This is a genomic window from Streptomyces sp. NRRL B-24572 (assembly GCF_002156145.1).
GTDB lineage: Bacteria > Actinomycetota > Actinomycetes > Streptomycetales > Streptomycetaceae > Streptomyces > Streptomyces vietnamensis.
Window position 1 is genome coordinate 1 of the sequence record NZ_MWIG01000574.1, and the last position, 19,884, is coordinate 19,884.

16 protein-coding genes are annotated in these 19,884 nt (G+C 73.3%); 12 read left to right on the plus strand and 4 right to left on the minus strand.

The genetic code is table 11. The features are described 5' to 3' along the window. The 5 genes from CCN56_RS30315 to CCN56_RS30335 all read left to right on the plus strand — a co-directional run. Window positions 1-1,880: transketolase (locus CCN56_RS30315; RefSeq protein WP_256962247.1), on the plus strand; the 1,880-nt coding region annotated here is incomplete at its 5' end. A gap of 156 nt (window positions 1,881-2,036) precedes the next feature. After that, a complete protein-coding gene (gene katG, locus CCN56_RS30320; RefSeq protein ID WP_218779465.1) occupies window positions 2,037-4,241 on the plus strand; it encodes a catalase/peroxidase HPI in 2,205 nt (734 codons plus the stop codon). Window positions 4,242-4,367: 126 nt separating this feature from the next. Further along, complete coding sequence (locus CCN56_RS30325) at window positions 4,368-5,186, plus strand: SDR family NAD(P)-dependent oxidoreductase (protein ID WP_086831139.1); 819 nt, start codon at window positions 4,368-4,370, stop codon at window positions 5,184-5,186. Between the two features lie 105 nt (window positions 5,187-5,291). Next, window positions 5,292-5,813: an EF-hand domain-containing protein gene (locus tag CCN56_RS30330; protein ID WP_256962248.1), complete on the plus strand. Its 522-nt coding sequence runs from the start codon at window positions 5,292-5,294 to the stop codon at window positions 5,811-5,813. Between the two features lie 213 nt (window positions 5,814-6,026). Continuing rightward, on the plus strand, window positions 6,027-7,262 hold the full coding sequence (locus CCN56_RS30335) for a serine hydrolase (protein WP_086831140.1): 1,236 nt from the start codon (window positions 6,027-6,029) through the stop codon (window positions 7,260-7,262). A 24-nt stretch (window positions 7,263-7,286) separates the two neighbouring features. On the opposite strand, the gene CCN56_RS30340 is transcribed toward CCN56_RS30335, so the two are convergent. Both CCN56_RS30340 and CCN56_RS30345 read right to left on the minus strand, forming a co-directional pair. Then, the gene (locus CCN56_RS30340) at window positions 7,287-7,787 is read right to left on the minus strand and encodes a DUF3291 domain-containing protein (protein WP_086831141.1); all 501 of its coding nucleotides are present in this window, start codon (window positions 7,785-7,787) and stop codon (window positions 7,287-7,289) included. 32 nt (window positions 7,788-7,819) lie between these two features. Then, window positions 7,820-8,473, minus strand: coding sequence for a metalloregulator ArsR/SmtB family transcription factor (locus tag CCN56_RS30345; RefSeq protein WP_086831142.1), 654 nt, complete (start codon window positions 8,471-8,473; stop codon window positions 7,820-7,822). 83 nt (window positions 8,474-8,556) lie between these two features. Here CCN56_RS30345 and CCN56_RS30350 point away from each other — a divergent pair, with 83 nt between their 5' ends. The 6 genes from CCN56_RS30350 (at window position 8,557) to CCN56_RS30375 (ending at window position 15,251) form a co-directional block, all read left to right on the plus strand. After that, window positions 8,557-9,210, plus strand: coding sequence for a TetR/AcrR family transcriptional regulator (locus CCN56_RS30350; protein ID WP_086831143.1), 654 nt, complete (start codon window positions 8,557-8,559; stop codon window positions 9,208-9,210). Between the two features lie 94 nt (window positions 9,211-9,304). Beyond that, the gene (locus tag CCN56_RS30355) at window positions 9,305-10,681 is read left to right on the plus strand and encodes a GH1 family beta-glucosidase (protein WP_373412917.1); all 1,377 of its coding nucleotides are present in this window, start codon (window positions 9,305-9,307) and stop codon (window positions 10,679-10,681) included. A gap of 14 nt (window positions 10,682-10,695) precedes the next feature. Continuing rightward, window positions 10,696-11,958, plus strand: coding sequence for an MFS transporter (locus CCN56_RS30360; protein ID WP_086831145.1), 1,263 nt, complete (start codon window positions 10,696-10,698; stop codon window positions 11,956-11,958). Between the two features lie 160 nt (window positions 11,959-12,118). Beyond that, window positions 12,119-13,543 carry a cytosine permease gene (locus tag CCN56_RS30365; protein WP_086831146.1) on the plus strand — a complete coding sequence of 475 codons (1,425 nt, stop codon included), beginning with the start codon at window positions 12,119-12,121 and terminating at the stop codon, window positions 13,541-13,543. 244 nt (window positions 13,544-13,787) lie between these two features. Further along, complete coding sequence (locus CCN56_RS30370; protein ID WP_086831147.1) at window positions 13,788-14,435, plus strand: hypothetical protein; 648 nt, start codon at window positions 13,788-13,790, stop codon at window positions 14,433-14,435. 228 nt (window positions 14,436-14,663) lie between these two features. Next, complete coding sequence (locus tag CCN56_RS30375; protein WP_086831157.1) at window positions 14,664-15,251, plus strand: class F sortase; 588 nt, start codon at window positions 14,664-14,666, stop codon at window positions 15,249-15,251. A gap of 125 nt (window positions 15,252-15,376) precedes the next feature. Here the strand turns inward: CCN56_RS30375 and CCN56_RS30380 are convergent, their stop codons facing one another. After that, on the minus strand, window positions 15,377-15,853 hold the full coding sequence (locus tag CCN56_RS30380) for an ATP-binding protein (RefSeq protein ID WP_086831148.1): 477 nt from the start codon (window positions 15,851-15,853) through the stop codon (window positions 15,377-15,379). A gap of 184 nt (window positions 15,854-16,037) precedes the next feature. Between CCN56_RS30380 and CCN56_RS30385 the strand changes: the two genes are divergently transcribed. Next, a complete protein-coding gene (locus CCN56_RS30385; RefSeq protein WP_086831149.1) occupies window positions 16,038-18,710 on the plus strand; it encodes a LuxR family transcriptional regulator in 2,673 nt (890 codons plus the stop codon). Window positions 18,711-18,876: 166 nt separating this feature from the next. Here the strand turns inward: CCN56_RS30385 and CCN56_RS30390 are convergent, their stop codons facing one another. After that, on the minus strand, window positions 18,877-19,716 hold the full coding sequence (locus CCN56_RS30390; RefSeq protein ID WP_086831150.1) for a dienelactone hydrolase family protein: 840 nt from the start codon (window positions 19,714-19,716) through the stop codon (window positions 18,877-18,879). Window positions 19,717-19,884: the final 168 nt, after the last annotated feature.

Here is a 19,884-nt window from a genome sequence, read left to right on the forward strand (position 1 = left end):
CCCCCACCACCCTCGGCCCCCGCAGCGACCTCTCGCAGGTCTTCGAGCTCGCCCAGCAGCTCCGGGTGGACTCGGTGCGCGCCAGTACGGCCGCGGGCTCCGGGCATCCCACCTCCAGCCTGTCGGCGGCCGATCTGATGGCGGTCCTGATGGCCCGCCACCTCCGCTACGACTGGGCGGCGCCCGACAACCCGGCCGGTGACCACCTGGTCTTCTCCAAGGGGCACGCCTCGCCCCTGCTGTACGCGATGTTCAAGGCGGCGGGGGCGATCGGCGACGAGGAGCTGATGACGACGTACCGCCGCTCCGGCCACCGCCTCCAGGGCCATCCCACGCCCGAGCTGCCCTGGGTGGACGTGGCCACCGGCTCCCTCGGCCAGGGCATCGGCTACGCCGTCGGGATCGCCCTCGCGGTCCGGGACCTGGAGCGACGGTCCTCCCGGGTGTGGGTGCTGTGCGGGGACAGCGAGACGGCCGAGGGCTCCGTGTGGGAGGCATTCGACAAGGCCGGACACCACCGGCTCGGCAACCTCGTCGTGCTGCTCGACGTGAACCGCCTCGGCCAGAGCGGGCCCACCGAGCTGGAGTGGGACACCGAGGCCTACGCCCGCCGCGTCGAGGCGTTCGGGTGCCGGGCCATCGAGGTCGACGGCCATGACCTCGAAGCGATCGACCGGGCCCTGACCACGGCCGCGGACGGGCGGGAGCCCACCGTCGTCGTCGCCAGGACCGTCAAGGGCCGTGGCGTGGCGGAGGTGGCCGACAAGGCCGGCTGGCACGGCAAGGCGCTGTCCGAGGACCAGGCCGAGCGCGCCGTCGCCGAACTCGGCGGCGTGCGCGACCTGCGGGTGCGCGGCCCGCGTCCGCCCGACGAGCAGGCCGCCCGTCCCGACGCCCGGCAGGCCGGCCACGTCGAGCTGCCCCGGTACGAGGTCGGCGACGAGGTCGCCACCCGGGTGGCCTTCGGTGCGGCGCTGGCCGCCCTCGGTGCCCGGCCGGAGGTCGTCGTCCTCGACGCCGAGGTCGGCAACTCGACCCACGCCGAGGACTTCGGAAAGGCCCACCCGGAGCGGTACTTCCAGACGTACATCGCCGAACAGCAGATGATCGCGGACGCGGTCGGCATGGCGGTGCGCGGCTTCCGTCCGTACGCCGCGACCTTCGCCGCCTTCCTCAGCCGCGCGCACGACTTCATCCGGATGGCCGCCGTCTCGCGGATCACGATGGCCCTGTGCGGGACGCACTGCGGGGTCGAGATCGGGGCGGACGGCCCTTCGCAGATGGGTCTGGAGGACCTCGCCATGATGCGGGCCGTCCTCGGCTCCACCGTGCTGTATCCCTCCGACGCCACTTCCGCGGCCGCCCTGACCGCGGCCATGGCCGATCTGGACGGGATCTCCTACCTGCGGGCCACCCGCGGGGCCTATCCGGTGCTCTACGACGGTGACGAGACGTTCCCCGTCGGCGGGTCGAAGACCCTGCGGCAGAGCCCGGACGACCGGGTCACGCTCGTCGGTGCCGGCGTCACCCTGCACGAGTGCCTGGCGGCCGCCGACGAGCTGGCCGCCGAGGGCGTACGGGCCCGGGTCGTCGACCTGTACTCGGTCAAGCCCGTCGACGTGGGCACCCTCAGGCGCGCGGCCCTGGAGACCGGCGCCGTCCTCGTCGCCGAGGACCACCACGCCGAGGGCGGGCTCGGCGAGGCCGTCCTGTCGGCCCTCGCGGCGGACGCCGGGCGGCCCGCCTTCCCCCACCTCTCCTTCGGTCATCTCGCCGTCACGGAGCTGCCCGGCTCCGGCACCACCGGGGAACTCCTGGACGCGTGCGGCATCTCCCGTACGCACATCGCCCGGGCCGCCCGGGCGCTGATCGTGCGGTAGGAGCGGGAGAAGGGAGAGAAGCGGGAGAAGCCCGGCCGCCTTCTGATGTGAAAGTCCATCCTTCCGATGATTCCTGTCGGTTGGCCCGGCTCTGCGTGTTATCGCCTCCGCGCGGGTCGCCGTAGGCGACCATGACGGACGCCGAAACCGTCACAGATGAACGGAAGAAGGACCCACGTGCCCGGCAGCGACAGCGAGAACCCGGCGATCGCCTCCCCCACCCCCACCGAGACCCGGCCCATGACCAACATGGACTGGTGGCCGAACCAGCTGGACCTCCAGGTCCTCCATCAGCATTCGCCCCTGTCCGATCCGATGGGCGAGGACTTCGACTACGCGAAGGAGTTCGCCGGCCTCGACGTCGAGGCGCTGAAGCGGGACGTCATCGCGCTCATGACGGACTCCCAGGAGTGGTGGCCCGCCGACTACGGCCACTACGGGCCCCTCTTCATCCGGATGAGCTGGCACGCGGCGGGCACGTACCGCATCGCCGACGGCCGGGGCGGCGGCGGTCAGGGCGCCCAGCGGTTCGCCCCGCTCAACAGCTGGCCGGACAACGCGAGCCTCGACAAGGCGCGCCGGCTGCTCTGGCCGGTCAAGCAGAAGTACGGGCGGAAGATCTCCTGGGCCGATCTGCTGGTCTTCGCCGGCAACTGCGCCATGGAGTCCATGGGGTTCAAGACCTTCGGCTTCGGCTTCGGCCGCCCGGACATCTGGGAGCCCGAGGAGATCTACTGGGGCCCCGAGGACACCTGGCTCGGCGACGAGCGCTACAGCGGCGACAGGCAGCTCACCGGTCCCTTCGGGGCCGTGCAGATGGGCCTGATCTACGTCAACCCGGAGGGCCCCAACGGCAACCCGGACCCGATCGCCGCCGCCCGGGACATCCGGGAGACGTTCGGGCGCATGGCGATGAACGACGAGGAGACCGCCGCGCTCATCATCGGCGGCCACACGTTCGGCAAGTGCCACGGCGCGGTCGACCCGCAGTACGTCGGCCCGGAACCCGAGGCGGCCCCCATGGAGCAGCAGGCCCTCGGCTGGCGGAACACGTACGGCACCGGCACGGGCGCCGACGCGATCACCAGCGGCCTCGAAGGGGCGTGGACGAACGAGCCGACGAAGTGGGACAACGGCTATCTGGACAACCTGTTCCGGTACGAGTGGGAGCTGACCACCAGCCCCGCCGGCGCCCAGCAGTGGACGCCGAAGGACCCGTCGGCGAAGGACACCGTGCCCGACGCGCACGACCCGTCGAAGCGGCACGCCCCGATGATGCTGACGACGGACCTCTCGCTGCGCCTCGACCCGGTCTACGCGCCGATCGCGAAGCGCTTCCACGAGAACCCGGACCAGCTCGCGGACGCGTTCGCCAAGGCCTGGTACAAGCTGCTGCACCGCGACATGGGCCCGCTCTCGCGCTACCTCGGGCCGTGGATCCCCGAGCCGCAGCTCTGGCAGGACCCCGTCCCCGCGGTCGACCACCCGCTGGTCGGGGAGGCGGACGTCACGGCCCTCAAGGCGAGGATCCTCGACTCGGGACTCTCCGTCTCGCAGCTGGTCACCACCGCCTGGGCGTCGGCCGCGAGCTTCCGCGGCACCGACAAGCGCGGCGGCGCGAACGGGGCACGGATCCGGCTCGCCCCGCAGAAGGACTGGGAGGTCAACGACCTGCCCGAGGTGGCCAGGACGGTCGAGACGCTCGACGGGATCCGCGCGGACTTCGAGGGCGCCGGCGGGGGCCGGATCTCGCTCGCGGACCTCATCGTCCTCGGCGGGTGCGCGGCCGTCGAGCGGGCCGCGAAGAACGCCGGGTACGACGTCACGGTCCCGTTCGCGCCGGGGCGCACGGACGCCTCGCAGGAGCAGACGGACGTGGAGGCGTTCGCGGTGCTCGAACCCCGGGCGGACGGGTTCCGCAACTACCTCCGGGCGGGCGAGAAGCTGTCGCCGGAGACCCTGCTGCTCGACCGCGCCAACCTGCTGACGCTGACCGCGCCCGAGATGACGGTGCTCGTCGGCGGCATGCGGGTGCTCGGCACCGGATTCAAGCAGTCGCCGCACGGGGCCTTCACCGACCGGCCGGAGACGCTGACCAACGACTTCTTCGTCCAGCTCCTCGACATGGGCACGGAGTGGAAGGCGTCGACGACCGACGAGAACGTCTTCGAGGGCCGCGACCGCGCCACGGGCGAGGTGCGGTGGACCGCCACGCCGGTCGACCTCGTCTTCGGTTCGCACTCCCAGCTGCGGGCCCTCGCCGAGGTGTACGCGTCGGCGGACGCGGGTGAGAAGTTCGCGCGTGACTTCGCGGCCGCGTGGGACAAGGTGATGAACCTGGACCGGTTCGACCTGCGCTGAGCACGGAGAGGGGCCGGCCCGCCCGTCCGGCCGGCCCCTCTCCGTACCCGTCCGGAGCCTGGTGGTGTCGACACCAGGAGTGGCACGCACTGCCCCGGGCCGCCGCGTCCTGCCACCGTGGTCGCCATGACCCAGCGCACCACTCTGATCACCGGCGTCACCCAAGGCATGGGGCGCGCGCTCGCGCTCGACCTGGCGCCCCTCGGCGGCACCCTCCTCCTGCACGGCCGGAACGCCGAACGGCTCGATGCCGTGGCCGCCGAGGCCCGGGCCGCCGGCCCCGGCACCACGGTCCGTACGTACCTCGCCGACCTCTCCGACCTCGACCAGGTGCACGCGATGGCGGCCCGGATCCGGGCTGCGGAGCCGCACCTCGACGGCCTGATCCACAACGCGGTGGCCGGGGGCGGCCCGCAGCCGCTCGTCCGGGAGTTCAGCGCCCAGGGCCACGAACTCCGCTTCGCCGTCAACCACCTGGCGCCGTACGCGCTCACCCGCGCCCTGCTCCCGCTGCTCACCGCCTCCGCTCCGGCGCGGGTCGTCAACGTCGCCTCGATCGGCCAGGAGGCCATCGACTTCGACGACGTGATGCTGGAGCGGGACTACGAGGGCCTGCGGGCCTACTGCAAGAGCAAACTGGCCATGATCATGGCGACCTTCGAGCTGGGCGCCGAGCTGGAGGGCACCGGCGTGACGGTGAACGCCCTGCACCCGGCCCATCTGATGGACACGACCGGCGTCCGCGCGTACGGCCTCACGCCCCTCACCACCACGGAGGAGGGCGTCCGCCCGACCGTACGGCTGCTCCTGGACCCGGAGCTCGCCGCCGTCACGGGCCGCTACTTCGACCGGTTCACCGAGGCGCGGGCCCACGAGCAGGCGTACGACACCGGGGCGCGCGAGCGTCTGACGAAGCTGACGCACGAGCTGGTGGGAGCGGCCTGAGCGGCCACCCGTCCGGGGGACCGGCTGGCGGGTCGTCCGCACGCGAAGGCTTCCGCCGTCGATCATGAGCGGCGGTATGTCCCCGTGCGTGAAGGAAGATCCGGCATGTCGCTCCCCCAGGCCGCACCGCAGGCCCCCGCAACCCCGAAGGCCCGCATCTACGCGATGCTGGACACGGACGGAGACGGGGTCGCCTCGAAGCACGACTACTTCGTCCGCATCGAGCGCGCCCAGAAGGCGACCGGGCGCGGCGACGACGACCCGCTCGTCGTCGCCGCGCGCGCCACGGGCGAACGCGCCTGGGCCGCGATGGACGCCAACGGCGACGGCGTGATGACGTACGAGGAGTACATCGCCTGGGTGGACGCGGAGAAGTTCGACAACATCTGCCAGTACGCCCTGGGCGCCCTGTTCGACCTCGCCGACGCCGACCAGGACGGCGCCCTGGACCGGTCGCAGTTCACGATGCTGCGCCAGGCCCTGGGCAACCGCGCCGACAACGCCGACGCGGCCTTCGACGCGCTGGACGTCGACGGGGACGGACGCGTCGGCCGCGCGGAGTACCTGGCGTCGATCCGCGCGTACGTCACGGGCGACGAGTCCCCGATGGGAGCCGCCCTGTACTGACGCGGCCGGGCCCGAAGCGGTCGCGGAGGGCGACGAGGGGGTGGAGCACCCCTTGGACCGCGTGCCGCGCCGCGCCGCGCCGACGGCGTCGGCCCGCTCGACGGCTCGTCGGCCCGGCCCGGCGGACCGCCGGCCCGGCCTGACGGGTGATGTTCGCGCGGGTCGGCGGCGTCTCGGCGGCCGTTCCGACCCTCCCGGCCGAATACTCCGGCCATGAGACCACCCCGCCCCACCCCCGGGTCGCGCCGCGCCGCGGCCGCCGCCCTCGCCGCGCTCCTCGCCCTCGGCGCCCCGGCCACCGCGTCCGGCAGCGGCCCGGCGAGCGAGCCCGGTCGTCACCGGCCCTGTGTCGCTTCACGGCTGCCCGACCGCGGCCCGGCGCGCAACGTCCTGCGGATCGCCGAGCAGGCCAAGGCCGACCTGGGCCTCAAGTCCGTGATCCTGCGGGTCACCGTCGACGGCCGCGAGGTCGTCACCACCGCGCTCGGCGAGTCGATGACGGGCGTACCGGCCGCGCCCGCCATGCACTTCCGGAACGGCAACATCGCGATCGCCTACATGGGGACGGCGCTGCTGCGCCTCGTCGACCAGGGCAGGGTGCGCCTCGACGACCCCGTCGGACGCTGGCTGCCGGACCTCGAGGACGGCGACAGGATCACCCTGCGCATGCTGGCCGCCTCCACCACCGGTCTCGTCGACTACGTCCGCCTCCCCGCGTTCCAGCGGGCCGTCGTCGCGGACCCGTTCCGCCAGTGGACGGCCGAGGAGGTCGTGCGGCTCTCGACGAGCCAGGAACGCTGGTACGAGCCGGGCACCAACTGGAGCTACTCGCACGCCAACTTCGTCCTGCTCGGCGCCGCCCTGGAGAAGATCACCGGGACCCGTCTCGACGTCCTGCTCCAGCGGCAGGTCCTGGGCCCGCTCGGACTGCGCGAGACCGACAACGGCTTCACCCCCGACATCCCCGAACCCGTCCTGCACGCCTTCACCTCGGATCGGGGGACGTACGAGGAGTCCACCTTCTGGAACCCCTCGTGGACCACCGCCCCCGGCGCGGTGGAGACCACCGACATCTGCGACCTGGCGAGCTCGGCCGCCGGCATCGGCTCGGGGCGGCTGCTCTCCCCCGCCTCGTACCGGGAGCTGCTGAACCCGGGGACGGTCGGCCTGGGCCACGCCACCCGCACGTGCCCGGCGACGGTCTGCATCGCGCAGACGAAGGCCACCCACTACGGCCTGGGGCTGCTCGTCCTGGGCGACTGGGTGTCCCAGCACCCGCTGTTCTTCGGCTACTCGGCGTCCCAGGCGTACCTGCCGTCGGAGCGCCTGTCGATCGCGGTCGCGACCACGAACGACCCGGACGCCGCGGCCGGCCACACGGCCCATCTGATCGCCCAGCGCATCGCCGCCGCGCTGGCGCCGACGCACCCGATCCCCGACTTCGGCTGATCCGGAAGCGCGGAGCACTCCCCCTCAGACCGTCGCCGAGTCCCCGTCCGGCGCGTGCCCGGCGGCCTCGGCGGCGGTGTAGGAGGAGGCGAAGGTGAACGCGCGCGGGGACGGCCCGTGCGCCCGCAGGTCCGCAAGGCGTTCCAGTGCCTCGCCGACGGTCGGGACGTGACCGGCGGGGACCCACCAGAGCACCAGGTGCGCCTCGACGTGCCGGTGGAACCAGTCACGGCGCCGCCGCATCACCTCCAGGTGCCCGCTGCGGTACGCGAAGTCCCACAGCGCCTCCCGGGTCTCCCACACCGACAGGTTGACGATGACGTCCTCGCCCAGCGGGCGCAGTCCGGTGGCGTCGGCCTCCCCGTCCTCCACGAGCCGCCACACGAAGCCGGGGGCGTCGTCGGCGGCGGCGTTGACCGGGTCGAGCATCTCGACGAAGTGCGCCACGCGCGGGTCGTCGATGGGGAAGCGGAGCCTGGCGACGTTGAGTTGGGCGAGGTGGCGGGCGTGCGGGGATGCGGTCATGGCCTCATCCCAGCACGACCCGCTTTTCTATGTCAATCGCCATTGTTTTTAGAAGCTTCGACCACCACGCAGCACTCCCCGGGCCGGGCGTCCATGCGGGCGCGGACCGGCCCGCCCTCCCCGAGCAGCCCTTCGAGGAGGGCCAGGTTCATGCCGCAGACGAGCGGCGGAAAGCTCTCGGCGACGGCGTGGAAGGGGCAGTTGCGCATCCGGACGGCGCCGTCCTCCGGGTACGGCTCGTAGCCGCGGGCCGCCAGCGCCTCCACGGCCTCTTCGAGCCCGCGGCAAGGCCCCGCCGGACCGCGCAGCGCCTCGCCCCGGCGGCGCGCCGCCGCGCAGAGCCCGGCGTCGAGCCCGGCCTCCTCGGCCGCCTCGGCGAGCAGCTCGGCGGCGGTGCGGTAGTCGCGGGCGGGCAGCGACACCGACCGCTCGCCCCGCGCCCGGGTGTACACCTTGGCGGGACGGCCCGCCCCCGGTCCGGAGCGCCCCGACAGACGGCGACTGCCGCTCTCCAGGAGCCCCGCACCGGTGAGCTTGTCCAGGTGGTGCGCGGCGAGCGTGCGCGCCACCCCGGCCGCCTCGGCCGCCTCGTTGCGGCCGACCTCGCGGCCTTGTGCCACCACGTACTCGTACAGGCGGCGCCGCACAGGATCCTGCAGCACCGCGATCGCGTCGATGTCCTCCACGAGCCCATTCTAGGAACAATGCGGATTGGCGATAGAAGGTACGCTTCCCCGCACGAGGACCGTCGGACGACCGGGAGCGTGTGATGACGGAAGCGACGGAGCCGGGGGCGCGGCCGCGTGTGCGCAGGCAGCCGCAGCAGGCACGCAGCCGGGCCCGGGTCGAGGCCATCCTCGGCGCGGCCGACCGGATCCTCTCCCAGGAGGGGTACGAGGCGCTGACGATGCGGCGGGTCGCCGAGGACGCGGGCGTCCCGGTCGGCAGCATCTACCAGTTCTATCCCGACAAGGGCGCGGTGGTGGACGCGCTCGGGCGGCGGTACCTGGAGGCCTTCGAGGCCGCCATCGACGAGCTCGTCGAGCGGGCCGTCGCCGGTGAACTGACCGACCTGGTGGGCACGATGGTCGACGTCTACAGCGAGCTGTTCCGGTCCCAGCCCGGCGGCATGGCGCTGTGGGCCGGACGGCACCTCAGCCCCGAGCTCGCCCGGGCCGACGAGGCGAGCAACGCGCTCATCGCCGAGGGGCTGCGGCGCATCGTGGAGCACTTGACCGGCGGGCCCGGCGGCGAGCGGGCGCGCCGGGCGACGCGGATGGTGGTGTGGGCCGCCAACGCCGTGCTGCACGAGGTGTTCAAGGGCGGGGGCGAACCGGACCTGGAGACCGTGGACGAGCTGAAGCGGATGCTGGAGGGCTACTGGGAGGACCTGCGGGACCGGCTGACGGCCGCACAGGGGTGAATCCGGCCCCGCCCCACCCATAGAACGTGAACGAGTGTTCATGTTACGGTGCGGCCCACCTCGGACGGCTAGCCCAGCAGTGAAGGCGGTGCCCGTGACACCCAGCCCCACCAGCCCCACTGATCCCACCGGAATCCCCCGGCTCCCGGCCGGCTTCGTCTGGGGCGCCTCGACCGCCGCGTACCAGATCGAGGGCGCGGCCGACGAGGACGGCAAGGGCGCGTCGATCTGGGACACCTTCGTGCGGCGCCCCGGGGCCGTCCGCGACGGTCACACCGGCGACGTCGCCTGCGACCACTACCACCGCCTCGACGAGGACGTCGCGCTGATGCGCCGGCTCGGGCTCGACGCGTACCGCTTCTCGGTGTCCTGGCCGCGCGTCCTGCCGACCGGCGCGGGCAAGGTCGAGCCGCGCGGCCTCGACTTCTACGACCGGCTCGTCGACGCGCTGCTCGACGCCGGGATCGAGCCCACGCCCACCCTCTTCCACTGGGACCTGCCGCAGGCCCTGGAGGACGAGGGCGGATGGCTGGACCGCGACACCGCGCACCGGTTCGCCGAGTACGCGGCGGTGACGGCCGACCGGCTCGGCGACCGGGTCAAGCGGTGGATCACCCTCAACGAGCCCTTCGTGCACATGTCCTTCGGCTACGGCTTCGGCGTCCACGCCCCGGGCCGCGCCCTGATGCTGGACGCGCTGCCGGTCGCGCACCACCAGCTGCTCGGCCACGGCCTGGCGACCGCGGCGCTGCGGGCCGCCGTCCCGGACGCCCAGGTCCTGATCGCCAACAACTGCACGCCCGTACGGCTGCGCCCGGACGCCCGGTCGGACGGGGACGCGGCGGCGGCCTCGGCGTACGACGTCCTGCACAACCGCCTCTTCAACGACCCGGTACTCCTGGGCAGCCACCCCGACCTCTCGGCGTACGGCATGACCGACCCGAGCTGGGGAGGCGTGGTCCGCGACGGCGACCTCGCCACCATCGCCGCGCCACTGGACGGCCTCGGGATCAACTACTACAACCCGACCTGGGTGACCGCCCCGGCCGATCCCGCCGCGGGCCTGCCCTTCGACCTGACGGAACCCCAGGAGGCGTACCGGCGCACCGCGTTCGACTGGCCGGTCGTCCCCGGCGGACTCACGGAGCTCCTCACCGGCCTCAAGGCCCGCTACGGCGACGCCCTTCCGCCGGTGTGGATCACCGAGAGCGGCTGCTCGCAGCCGGCCGGTACGGACGACCGGGAGCGCATCGACTACCTCGACGGGCACATCACCGCGGTCGCGGACGCCGTGGCCCGAGGGGTGGACGTGCGCGGCTACTTCACCTGGTCGCTGCTCGACAACTTCGAGTGGGCCGAGGGCTACCACCAGCGTTTCGGCCTGGTCGAGGTCGACTTCGCCACCCTGCGCCGCACGCCCCGGGCGAGCTTCGACTGGTACCGCGCCCTGATCGCCGCGCAGCGGGCCTGAGCGGCGAAGCCATCGTGGTCCACGCCCCGGAAGAAGCCGCCGAGGACGTCGCCGTCTTCGCCGAGCCCACCGTCCCGGTCAAGGCCGGGTGGACGGCGAGCCTCTCGCTCTCCACCCTCGCCGTCTTCATGGCGTTCATGACGCCCATTCAGATCCTGCTGCCGCTCCAGCTGGAGCGGATCGACCCGCACGACAAGAACACCGCGCTGTCGCTCGTCACCGGCCTCGGCGCGCTCGTCGCGGTGCTCGCCAACCCGATCGCCGGCGCGTGGTCGGACCGGACGACGAGCCGGTTCGGCCGCCGCCGGCCCTGGATCCTCGGCGGCGCGCTCGCCGGGGCGGCGGGCCTCGCGGTCACCGCCTCCCAGCACACCGTGGCGGGGGTCGCCGTCGGCTGGTGCCTCGCGCAGGCGGGCCTCAACGCGATGCTGGCCGGCGTCACCACCCCGATCGCCGACCGCGTGCCGCTCACCCAGCGCGCGGTGGTCTCCGGCTGGACCGGCCTCATGCAGTCCATCGGCCTGGTCCTCGGCGCGCTGATCACCACCCTCCTGGTCACCGGCGTCCGGTCCGGCTACGTCACGCTCGCCGTCCTCACCGTCGTGCTCGCCCTGCCCTTCGTCCTGCGCCAGACCGAACCGGCCCTGCCCCGGGAGCTGCGCCCCGCCTTCGACGCCCGCGCCTTCGCCCGCTCGTTCTGGGTGAGCCCCCGGCGGCACCCCGACTTCGGCTGGGCGTGGCTCACCCGGTTCCTGATCAACCTCGGCAACGCCCTCGGCACCCTCTACCTGTTCTACTTCCTCGCCGACGCCGTCCACTACGGCGACCCCGGCACCGGCGTGCTGGTCCTGACGGTGGTCTACACCCTCTGCGCCGCGCTCACGGCCGTCCCCGTGGGCGTGCTGTCCGACCGCGCCGGACGCCGCAAGGGCTTCGTCGTCCTGTGCTCGCTGGTCATGGCCGCAGCCGCGCTGCTGCTCGCCCTGCTCCACACCTGGCCGTCCGCCCTCGCCGCCGCGGCCGTCCTCGGCGCGGGGTACGGCGTCTACCTCGCCGTCGACCAGGCCCTGGTCACCCAGGTCCTGCCCGAGGCCGCCGACCGCGCCAAGGACCTCGGCGTCATCAACATCGCCAACTCCGGCCCCCAGGTCCTCGCGCCCGCCCTCGCCTCGCCGGTCATCGCCCACCTCGGCGGCTACACCGGCCTGTACGCCACGGCGGCCCTGGTCATCCTGGTCGGCGGCCTCCTCGTCCACCGCATCAGAGGCGTGGCCTGACACCGACCCGCACGCGGGGACCCCGTCCCACTCCCTGAAATTCTGCATTCAGAGCCTTGCCCACTGTTGGCCTCTATGCGAGATTCGGCGCACCGCAGTACGGCTGAACGGCTGCGGTACGTCCGGACGCACAGGAATCGCTGCGGGGAGGGGTCGCAACATGCCGGTCCAAGTGGAGAGGCGCACCATCGAGGTCGTTCCCGACGCGGAGCGGCACGGCACGCCGCGCAGCCAGTTCACGCTGTGGTTCGGCGCGAACATGCAGATCACCGCGATCGTCGACGGCGCACTGTCCGTCGTCTTCGGCGCCGACGCGCTGTGGGCGATACCCGCGCTGCTCATCGGCAACGTCCTCGGCGGCATCGTGATGGCGTTGCACTCGGCGCAGGGCCCGCGGCTCGGCGTACCGCAGATGATCTCCAGCCGCGCGCAGTTCGGCGTCCACGGCGCGGTCCTGCCGCTGCTGCTCGTGATCCTCATGTACCTCGGCTTCGCCGCGACCGGCAGCGTGCTGGCCGGCCAGGCGCTGGCCGAGCTGCTGCACATCGACGACACGCAGGTCGGCATCCTCGTCTTCGGCGTGCTGACCGCCGTGGTCGCCGTCACCGGCTACCGGCTCATCCACGCCGCCGGCCGCGTCGCCACCGTCGTCGGCGTGCTCGGCCTCGGCTATCTCCTCGTACGGGTGTTCACCCAGTACGACGTCGGCGCGCACGTCGGGGACAAGGGCTTCGAGACGGCGACCTTCCTGCTCGCCGTCGGACTCGGCGCCGGATGGCAGCTGACCTTCGGCCCGTACGTCGCCGACTACTCGCGCTACCTGCCGCGCGACACCAGCACGCGCGCGACGTTCTGGTCGACGTTCGCCGGCTCCGTCATCGGCTCCCAGTGGGCGATGACGCTCGGCGCGCTCACCGCGGCCGTCGCGGGCAAGGCCTTCCTCACCGACCAGGTGGGCTTCCTCGGCGACCTGGCCGGACCCGCGGCCCTCGCCTTCCTGATCTACCTGGTGATCGTCGTCGGCAAGCTGACCGTCAACTGCCTCAACGCGTACGGCGGTTTCATGTCGATCCTCACCACCGTCACCGCCTTCGACGGCCGCTCGCGGATCTCGGCCGCCGCCCGCGCCGCCTACATCGTCGGCTTCACCGCGGTGTCGATCGGCATCGCGCTCGCCGCCAGCGCCGACTTCCTGAACAACTTCAAGAACTTCGTGCTCCTGATCCTGATGGTGTTCACCCCGTGGAGCGCGATCAACCTGGTCGACTACTACCTGGTCTCCCGGGAGCGCGTCGACATCCCCGCCCTGTACGACCCCGCCGGCCGCTACGGGCGCTGGAACGTCACCGCGCTGACCTGCTACGTCGTGGGCATCGCCGTACAGATCCCGTTCCTGGCCACCAAGCTGTACACCGGCGCGGTCACCAAGAGGCTCGACGGCGCCGACATCTCGTGGATCGTCGGCCTGGTCGTCACCGGGGCCGTGTACTGGCTGTGGGTGCGACGCACCGCCGACCCGCCGGCCGAGACCATCCACCCGGCCACCACCGAGGACGACGACCGTACGACGGCACCCGTCGGCTGACCCGTACTCACCCCACGGGCACGGCGCGGTCACTCTCAGGAGTGATACGTCGAGCGATCGTTCTGCGGCGACAAACCACGAGGGAGCGCGGGCCGAGGGGCGCCGCCGGGCCCGTCCGCGCCGAGTCCGTATGCACCATCCCAAGTGGCAGGCGGCCCGACGGCAGCTGACGGTGAGCCATGTCGCCGCGTACCGAAAGCCGACAGTGGGTCAGCTGACGCGGCGTACGGAAGGAAGTTCAGCGATGCGCTCTGCCCGCATTCTCTTCGCCGCGGCCGCCACCGCCGGCACCCTGGCGCTCGCCGCACCCGGCGCCTACGCGATCACCGCAGGTGACTGGGACGGCTCCTCCCACAGTGACAGCTCTTCCCACAGCGACAGCTCCTCCCACAGCAAGGAGAGCGACCACGAGAAGGAGAGCGACCACGAGAAGGGGAGTGACCACGAGAAGCCGAAGGGCGGCATGCACACCGGCTCCGGCGCCCTGTCCCTCGTCAGCGGCGACGACTGGTCCAAGGAGCACGACAAGGGGGACAAGGGCGACAAGGCCGAGAAGGAGCACGACAAGGGCGGCCAGTACGAGAAGGGTGACCACGAGAAGCCGAAGGGCGGCATGCACACCGGCTCCGGCGCCCTGTCCCTCGTGAACTCCGACGACTGGACCAAGGACAAGGACAAGGACGCGGAGAAGGACAAGCAGAAGGACTGGACGAAGGACAAGTCGGAGGACGAGAGCGGCTACAAGTCGGAGAAGCCGAAGGGCGGCATGCACACGGGCGGAGGCGGCCTCGCGAGCAGCACCACGAACGTGACCGGCGCGGCCCTGGTCGCGGGCGGTCTCGCCGCGTTCGCCCTCCACCGCCGCAGGAAGGCCGCCGGCTCGGCTGCGTGAGGAAGCACGGACGCGGGGGTCGCCTCCTGGACGGCGGCCCCTGCGTCCGGCCCCCGCGCCTCCGTACCCCGATCCCGGATCTTCCGCCCCAGTCCGAAGGAGCCCCTGGTGACGACCCGACCGGATCCCGCTGACGCGGGAGCGCCCCGGCGTATCCCTCGGTGGGTGGTCCCCGCCGTGTTCTGGACGCTGGTTCTTGCCGTGCTTCTCCTCGTCCTCCGGCCGGGCATGCCCGACCAGGACACGGAGGCGCCGGCCCGACCCGCGGCCGCCGCCGAGTCCGGTCGCGCTTCGTCCCTCCCCGGCGCAGCGCGCCATGCCCCGCCGAGCGCCGTCCCGGCGGCCGGTCCGTCGATGCCGAGGTCGGCCCCCACCCGTCTGAGGATTCCCAGGATCGGAGTGGACGCGCCCTTCACCGGCCTGAAGATCGGCCCCTCCGGTGCGCTCGAACCGCCCCCGGCCGACGACACGAACCTGGTGGGCTGGCAGGAGTCCGGCATCTCCCCCGGTGAACGGGGGACCTCGATCATCGCGGGCCACCTGGACACGGCCACCGCCCCCGCCGTCTTCGCCCGGCTCGACGAGCTCAAGGCCGGGGACACCTTCGAGGTGAGTCGCGCCGACGGGACCACCGCCGCCTTCCTCATCGATTCCGTGGAGCAGTTCGACAAGGACGACTTCCCGAATCAGCGCGTCTACGAGGACACCCCCGACGCGCTCGTCCGGCTCATCACCTGCGCGGGCCCCTACGACCGCAAGGCGAAGGACTACACCGAGAACCTCGTCGTCTTCGCCCACCTGGAGCCCACCGGCTGACCCGGCGCGGACCCGGCGCCCGGCGCCCGCGCCCGGCTCGCGCACCACCTCCGGCTCGCGCCCACGCCCGGCCCGCACCCGCCTCCGGCTCGCGCCCACGTCCGGCTCGCCCCCGCTCCCGGGTTTCAGAGGGCGACCGTGGCCCGCACCAGCGTTCCCTCGGCTGAGCCGAGTACCGACGTGGTCGAGGAATACGCCTCGACCAGAGCGAGGCCCCGGCCGAACGAGGCGTCCATGTCCGCGTCCTCGCACCGCGGTGCCGTACGCGGCTGCCAGCGGCCCCCGTCACGCACCGCGACGGTCACGAAGGCGTCGTCCGCCTCGAACATCACCGCGAGATCGGGACTGCCGCTGTGCAGGACCACGTTGGTGGCCAGCTCCGTGACGATCACGGTGAGCGCTTCCTCCGCCGCCTCGGACAGCCGCCGATGACGGGCCACCGATCGCGCCAGCCGGCGCAGGAGCGGCACCGAACACGGCGTCGCCGCCACCACGCTCACGGCCAGCAGCCGCCCGGTACCGGAAGGCGCCGCCGGCGCGAGTTCGCACCGCGGCGCCTCGACGGTGCCCCGGGGCGCCCCGACGGGGCTCGAACGGGTCATGCCTCTCACGCCGGACTCCTGCCTGCGCGGCCGATCTCATCGGAAGCGGGCCCCGTCGCACCCGACGGCCGGGGGCCTTACCGCATCCACGCTGCCCGCGGACCGGGGCACGCGGCAATCAGGGCAGACTGAGTACGGATACCCAAACAATTGGGCGAAGGTCCTGAAGACAGGGTGACGCGTCATGTCCGACACCTCCGGAACCGCCGACGAGGCCGAGGCCGCACTCCGTGGCAGGCTCACGGCGGCGCTCTCCCCCGAGGCGCCCGGCCGCCCCCTGTTGATCCTGGTCGAGGGCCCGGCCGGCACCGGCAAGAGCCGCCTGGTGGAACGGCTCCGGGAGGCCGCGCCCGACACGGCCCGCCGCGTGGCGCTCGACGAGCCCGTGCCCGCCGACCGGCCGGTCCTGCTGGTCGTCGAGGACGTGCACCGGGCGTCCGCCGAGCACGTCGCCGCTCTCCACGCCCTGCTGTCCGACCCGCCCGCACGCCTGGTGTGCCTCCTCAGCTGTCGCCCGGAGGAGCTGCCCGTACCGGGAATGGTCCTCGGGCCGGACACGGAGTTCCCGGCGCGTCTCACGGTGGTACGGCACGTCGTCGGCCCGCTGGGCCTCGCCGCCGTGCGTCGGGCGGCCGTGGACGCACTCGGCGCGGACCGGTGTCCGGCCGGCCTCGCCGAGGCGCTGCACCACGCCTCCGGCGGTGTCGCCCAGACCGTCGCCGACCTCCTTGACCTGCTGGCCGCCCGGGGCCCGGCCGCGGGGCAGCCGCGCCCCGCCGAGGTGGCCGAGCTCGACACACCGCCCCGTCTCGCGGCCCTCACGCTGCGCCGCGTGCTCTCCGTGCCCGAGGAGCAGCGCCCGATCGTGCTCGCCGCCGCCGTCCTCGACGAGCCCTCGACCGCCGGGGAACTCGCCGCGGTGGCCGGGCTCGCCACGGCGCCGGGCCGGGACGCGCTGCTCACCGCCCTGCACCGGGCCGCGCTCGCCCCCCGGGGCGAGGGCCGGTACGGCTTCTCCTCACCGCTCGCCGCCGACACCGTCCGCCGCTGGACGCCCGGCCCCGTCCTCGAACTGCTGCACCGGAGGGCCGCACGTCTGCTGGCCACGCGCCAACCGGTCCCCTGGGAACGGCTCGCCGGCCACCGCCGTGCGTGCGGCGACGAGCGGGGATGGCTCGTCGCCGTCGAGCGCGCCGCCCAGCGGTTCGAGGAGGAGGGTGAGCAGCAGCGCGCCGCGCGCCTGCTGGAATCGGCGCTCGCGACCGGTCCGGTCCCCCCACATGCCCGCCCCCGGCTCGCCACGCTCCTCGCCCGCTGCGCCGTGGTGGGCCTGCGTTCGGACCAGACGCACGACGTGCTGCGGCACATCGTGGCCGACACCGGCCTTCCGCCGGCCGTCCGCGGTGAGATCCGTCTGGACCTCGGTCTCCTGCTGTGCAACCAGATGGGCCAGGTCGTCGAGGGGAGGGCCGAGCTCGCCCGCGCGGTGGACGACCTCGCCGGCCGACCGGTACCCCTGGCCCGGGCGATGGCGGCACTCGCCATGCCGTACGGGCCGGACGCGCCGTTCGCCGAGAACATCGCCTGGATCGAGCGGGCCGTGAAGGTCGCCGCCGAGTCGGGGGACCCCGTCATCCAGGCCGCCGTCGCGGCCAACCACGTGAGCATCCTGCTGAACAGCGGCGACCCGGCCGCCTGGTCGCTCATCGACGGCCTTCCCCGGGACAGCGACCTCGTCGGGTGCCGGCAGCACGCGGCCCGCGGACTGTGCAACGCCGCCGACGCCTCGGTGTGGCTCGGCCACTACGAGAGGTCGCGCGACCTGCTCGCCGAGGGCGTGGCCCTCGCGGCCCGCAGCGGCGCCGCGTACGCCGAGCAGACCGGACACGGCTGCACCCTCGTCCTGGACTGGGCGACCGGTCACTGGCCGGGGCTCGCCGACCGGGCCCGCACCTTCGTCGACGAGGCCGGCACGATGCCCTACCTCGTCGCCGACGCGCGGCTGGTCCTCGGCCTGCTCGCCCTCACCCGCGGTGAATGGGCCGACGCCGTCGACCACCTCACCGGGCCGGGGGCCGCCGACCTGGACAGCGGCCCGGTGCCCATCTCGGCGGCGGCCTCCGGTGCCCTGATCAGACTCGCACTCGCTCACGAGGACATCGACGGTGCCGCCTCCGAGGCCGCTGCCGCGTGGGGCCGGCTGCGCACCAAGGGGATCTGGCCCTGGGCCGCCGAGCTGGCCCCCTGGGCGGTCGAGGCGACCGTGCGCGCGGGAGCGGTGGAGGCGGCCCGCGAGATGGCCGCCGAGTTCGCGGACGGTCTGGAAGGCAAGGACGCTCCGTCGGCGGCCGCCGCCCTCGAATGGACCCACGGCGTCCTCGCCGAACGGACGGGGAGAGCGGCCGAGGCCAAGGCCCGCTACGAGAGGAGCGCCGCCGCCTACAAGGCCGTCCGCCGGCCCTATCAGGCAGCCCTCACCCGCGTGGGCGCCGCCCGCTGCACCCTCGCCCATGACGGCGACAGCGGCTCCGCCGTCGCCTTGCTCGCCGACTGCGCCACGGCCTTCGACGCGCTCGGCGCGACCTGGGACGCCGCGCGCACCCGCTCCGAGCTGCGCCACCTCCGTCCCGCCCTGGAGCCCCGCTCGCCCGGCCGTCCCCGGTACGGCGACCTGCTGTCCCCCCGCGAGGCGGAGGTCGCCGAACTCGCGGCGGCCGGCATGACCAACCGGGAGATCGCCACCACCCTCCATCTGTCCCCGCGGACGGTCGAGCAGCACGTGGCCCGTGCCATCCAGAAGAGCGGCGCGCGCTCACGGCAGGGACTCGGGCGGGCCCTCAAGGGGGCCGGGAATTGATTGCGTATCCGTGATGCTCCGGTTCCGGACAGACCGGGAGCTGCTCTTCGCGCCATGATCGTCTCGGGCGGCGCCGCACTCACACCCCGTGCGGCGCCGCAACGGGGCTGCCGTCCGCGCCGGTCCCGCCTGCCTTCGCGCGCCCCCTGCGGGCCGGACCCGGCGGTCAGCCGGGCGCGGGGGCCTCGGTCGGTGCGAGGAGGCGCCGCCGGAAGAGGTCGAGGACCTGGTCGAGTGCCTGACGAGTGGGCTGGCCGGGTTCGTCGACGAGGTGCTCGGTCAGGACGGAGTGCGGCGGCATCAGGCCCTCGGGGTTCGCCGCGCCGTCGTCGAGTTCCACCCCGACGAAGGCGTCCCCCAACTGCTCGCGCAGGCGGGCGAAGCGTGCCCCGGGGGCGAGGCGGTCGCCGCGGAAGCGCAGCCCGAGGACGGTCAGGCCTTCGGCGCAGCGCCGCCGGACGGTCCGCAGGTCGTCGGGTGAGATGTCGATCGAGCGGCGGTTGCGGTCCGTCACGGCCAGCGGGAGGGACGGCTGGCAGAGCACGGGCGCGAGGAGGCGCTCGTCCGTCGCCATGGCCAGGGCGAAACCGCCGGTCAGACACATCCCCAGGGCACCGACGCCCGGGCCGCCGCACCGTTCGTGCTCCTGGGCGGCCAGGGCACGCAGCCAGTCCACGACCGGAGAGGTGCGGCCCGCGGCGAGCAGGGTGAACTCCCGGCTGACACACACCTGGACGGCCGCGCGCAGACCGGTGCCCGCGGCCCCCGCCCACCCGTGTGCCTTCGGGTCGGGATCGCGCCCCGCGGTGCCGAACAGGTCGGGCAGGACGACGGTGCAGCCGATGTCCCGGACCTGGCGCGCGAACCGGGCGACCTTCGGGGTGATGCCCGGGATCTCGGCCATGACGATCACGGCCGGGCCGGTGCCGGAGCGCAGCACCCGGTGCGTACTCCCCCGGTGCGTGAAGCGTTCACGGGTGAAATCCGACAAGGCGTCGTCGGGCACGCGTCCTCCAGTTCCCGGAAGGGATCGCCGTACGTGCGGGCATGCCGGCACGCGACACGTTACCCATCGGTAGCCGCCCCCGCACCCCTTTCGGGCGAGCGGAGTTCACCGGCGGACGATTGTGACGTGTGCCTTGCAGTCACCTGACAGCCACCTGCGAATGCTTCC

What these genes read in the sequence shown, in the direction of transcription:
- katG (WP_218779465.1), top strand. Translation starts at nt 2,037, where the DNA reads ATGAACGGAAGAAGGACCCACGTGCCCGGCAGCGACAGCGAGAACCCG.
- CCN56_RS30325 (WP_086831139.1), top strand. Translation starts at nt 4,368, where the DNA reads ATGACCCAGCGCACCACTCTGATCACCGGCGTCACCCAAGGCATGGGG.
- CCN56_RS30330 (WP_256962248.1), top strand. Translation starts at nt 5,292, where the DNA reads ATGTCGCTCCCCCAGGCCGCACCGCAGGCCCCCGCAACCCCGAAGGCC.
- CCN56_RS30335 (WP_086831140.1), top strand. Translation starts at nt 6,027, where the DNA reads ATGAGACCACCCCGCCCCACCCCCGGGTCGCGCCGCGCCGCGGCCGCC.
- CCN56_RS30340 (WP_086831141.1), bottom strand. Translation starts at nt 7,787, where the DNA reads ATGACCGCATCCCCGCACGCCCGCCACCTCGCCCAACTCAACGTCGCC.
- CCN56_RS30350 (WP_086831143.1), top strand. Translation starts at nt 8,557, where the DNA reads ATGACGGAAGCGACGGAGCCGGGGGCGCGGCCGCGTGTGCGCAGGCAG.
- CCN56_RS30365 (WP_086831146.1), top strand. Translation starts at nt 12,119, where the DNA reads ATGCCGGTCCAAGTGGAGAGGCGCACCATCGAGGTCGTTCCCGACGCG.
- CCN56_RS30370 (WP_086831147.1), top strand. Translation starts at nt 13,788, where the DNA reads ATGCGCTCTGCCCGCATTCTCTTCGCCGCGGCCGCCACCGCCGGCACC.
- CCN56_RS30375 (WP_086831157.1), top strand. Translation starts at nt 14,664, where the DNA reads ATGCCCGACCAGGACACGGAGGCGCCGGCCCGACCCGCGGCCGCCGCC.
- CCN56_RS30380 (WP_086831148.1), bottom strand. Translation starts at nt 15,853, where the DNA reads ATGACCCGTTCGAGCCCCGTCGGGGCGCCCCGGGGCACCGTCGAGGCG.
- CCN56_RS30385 (WP_086831149.1), top strand. Translation starts at nt 16,038, where the DNA reads ATGTCCGACACCTCCGGAACCGCCGACGAGGCCGAGGCCGCACTCCGT.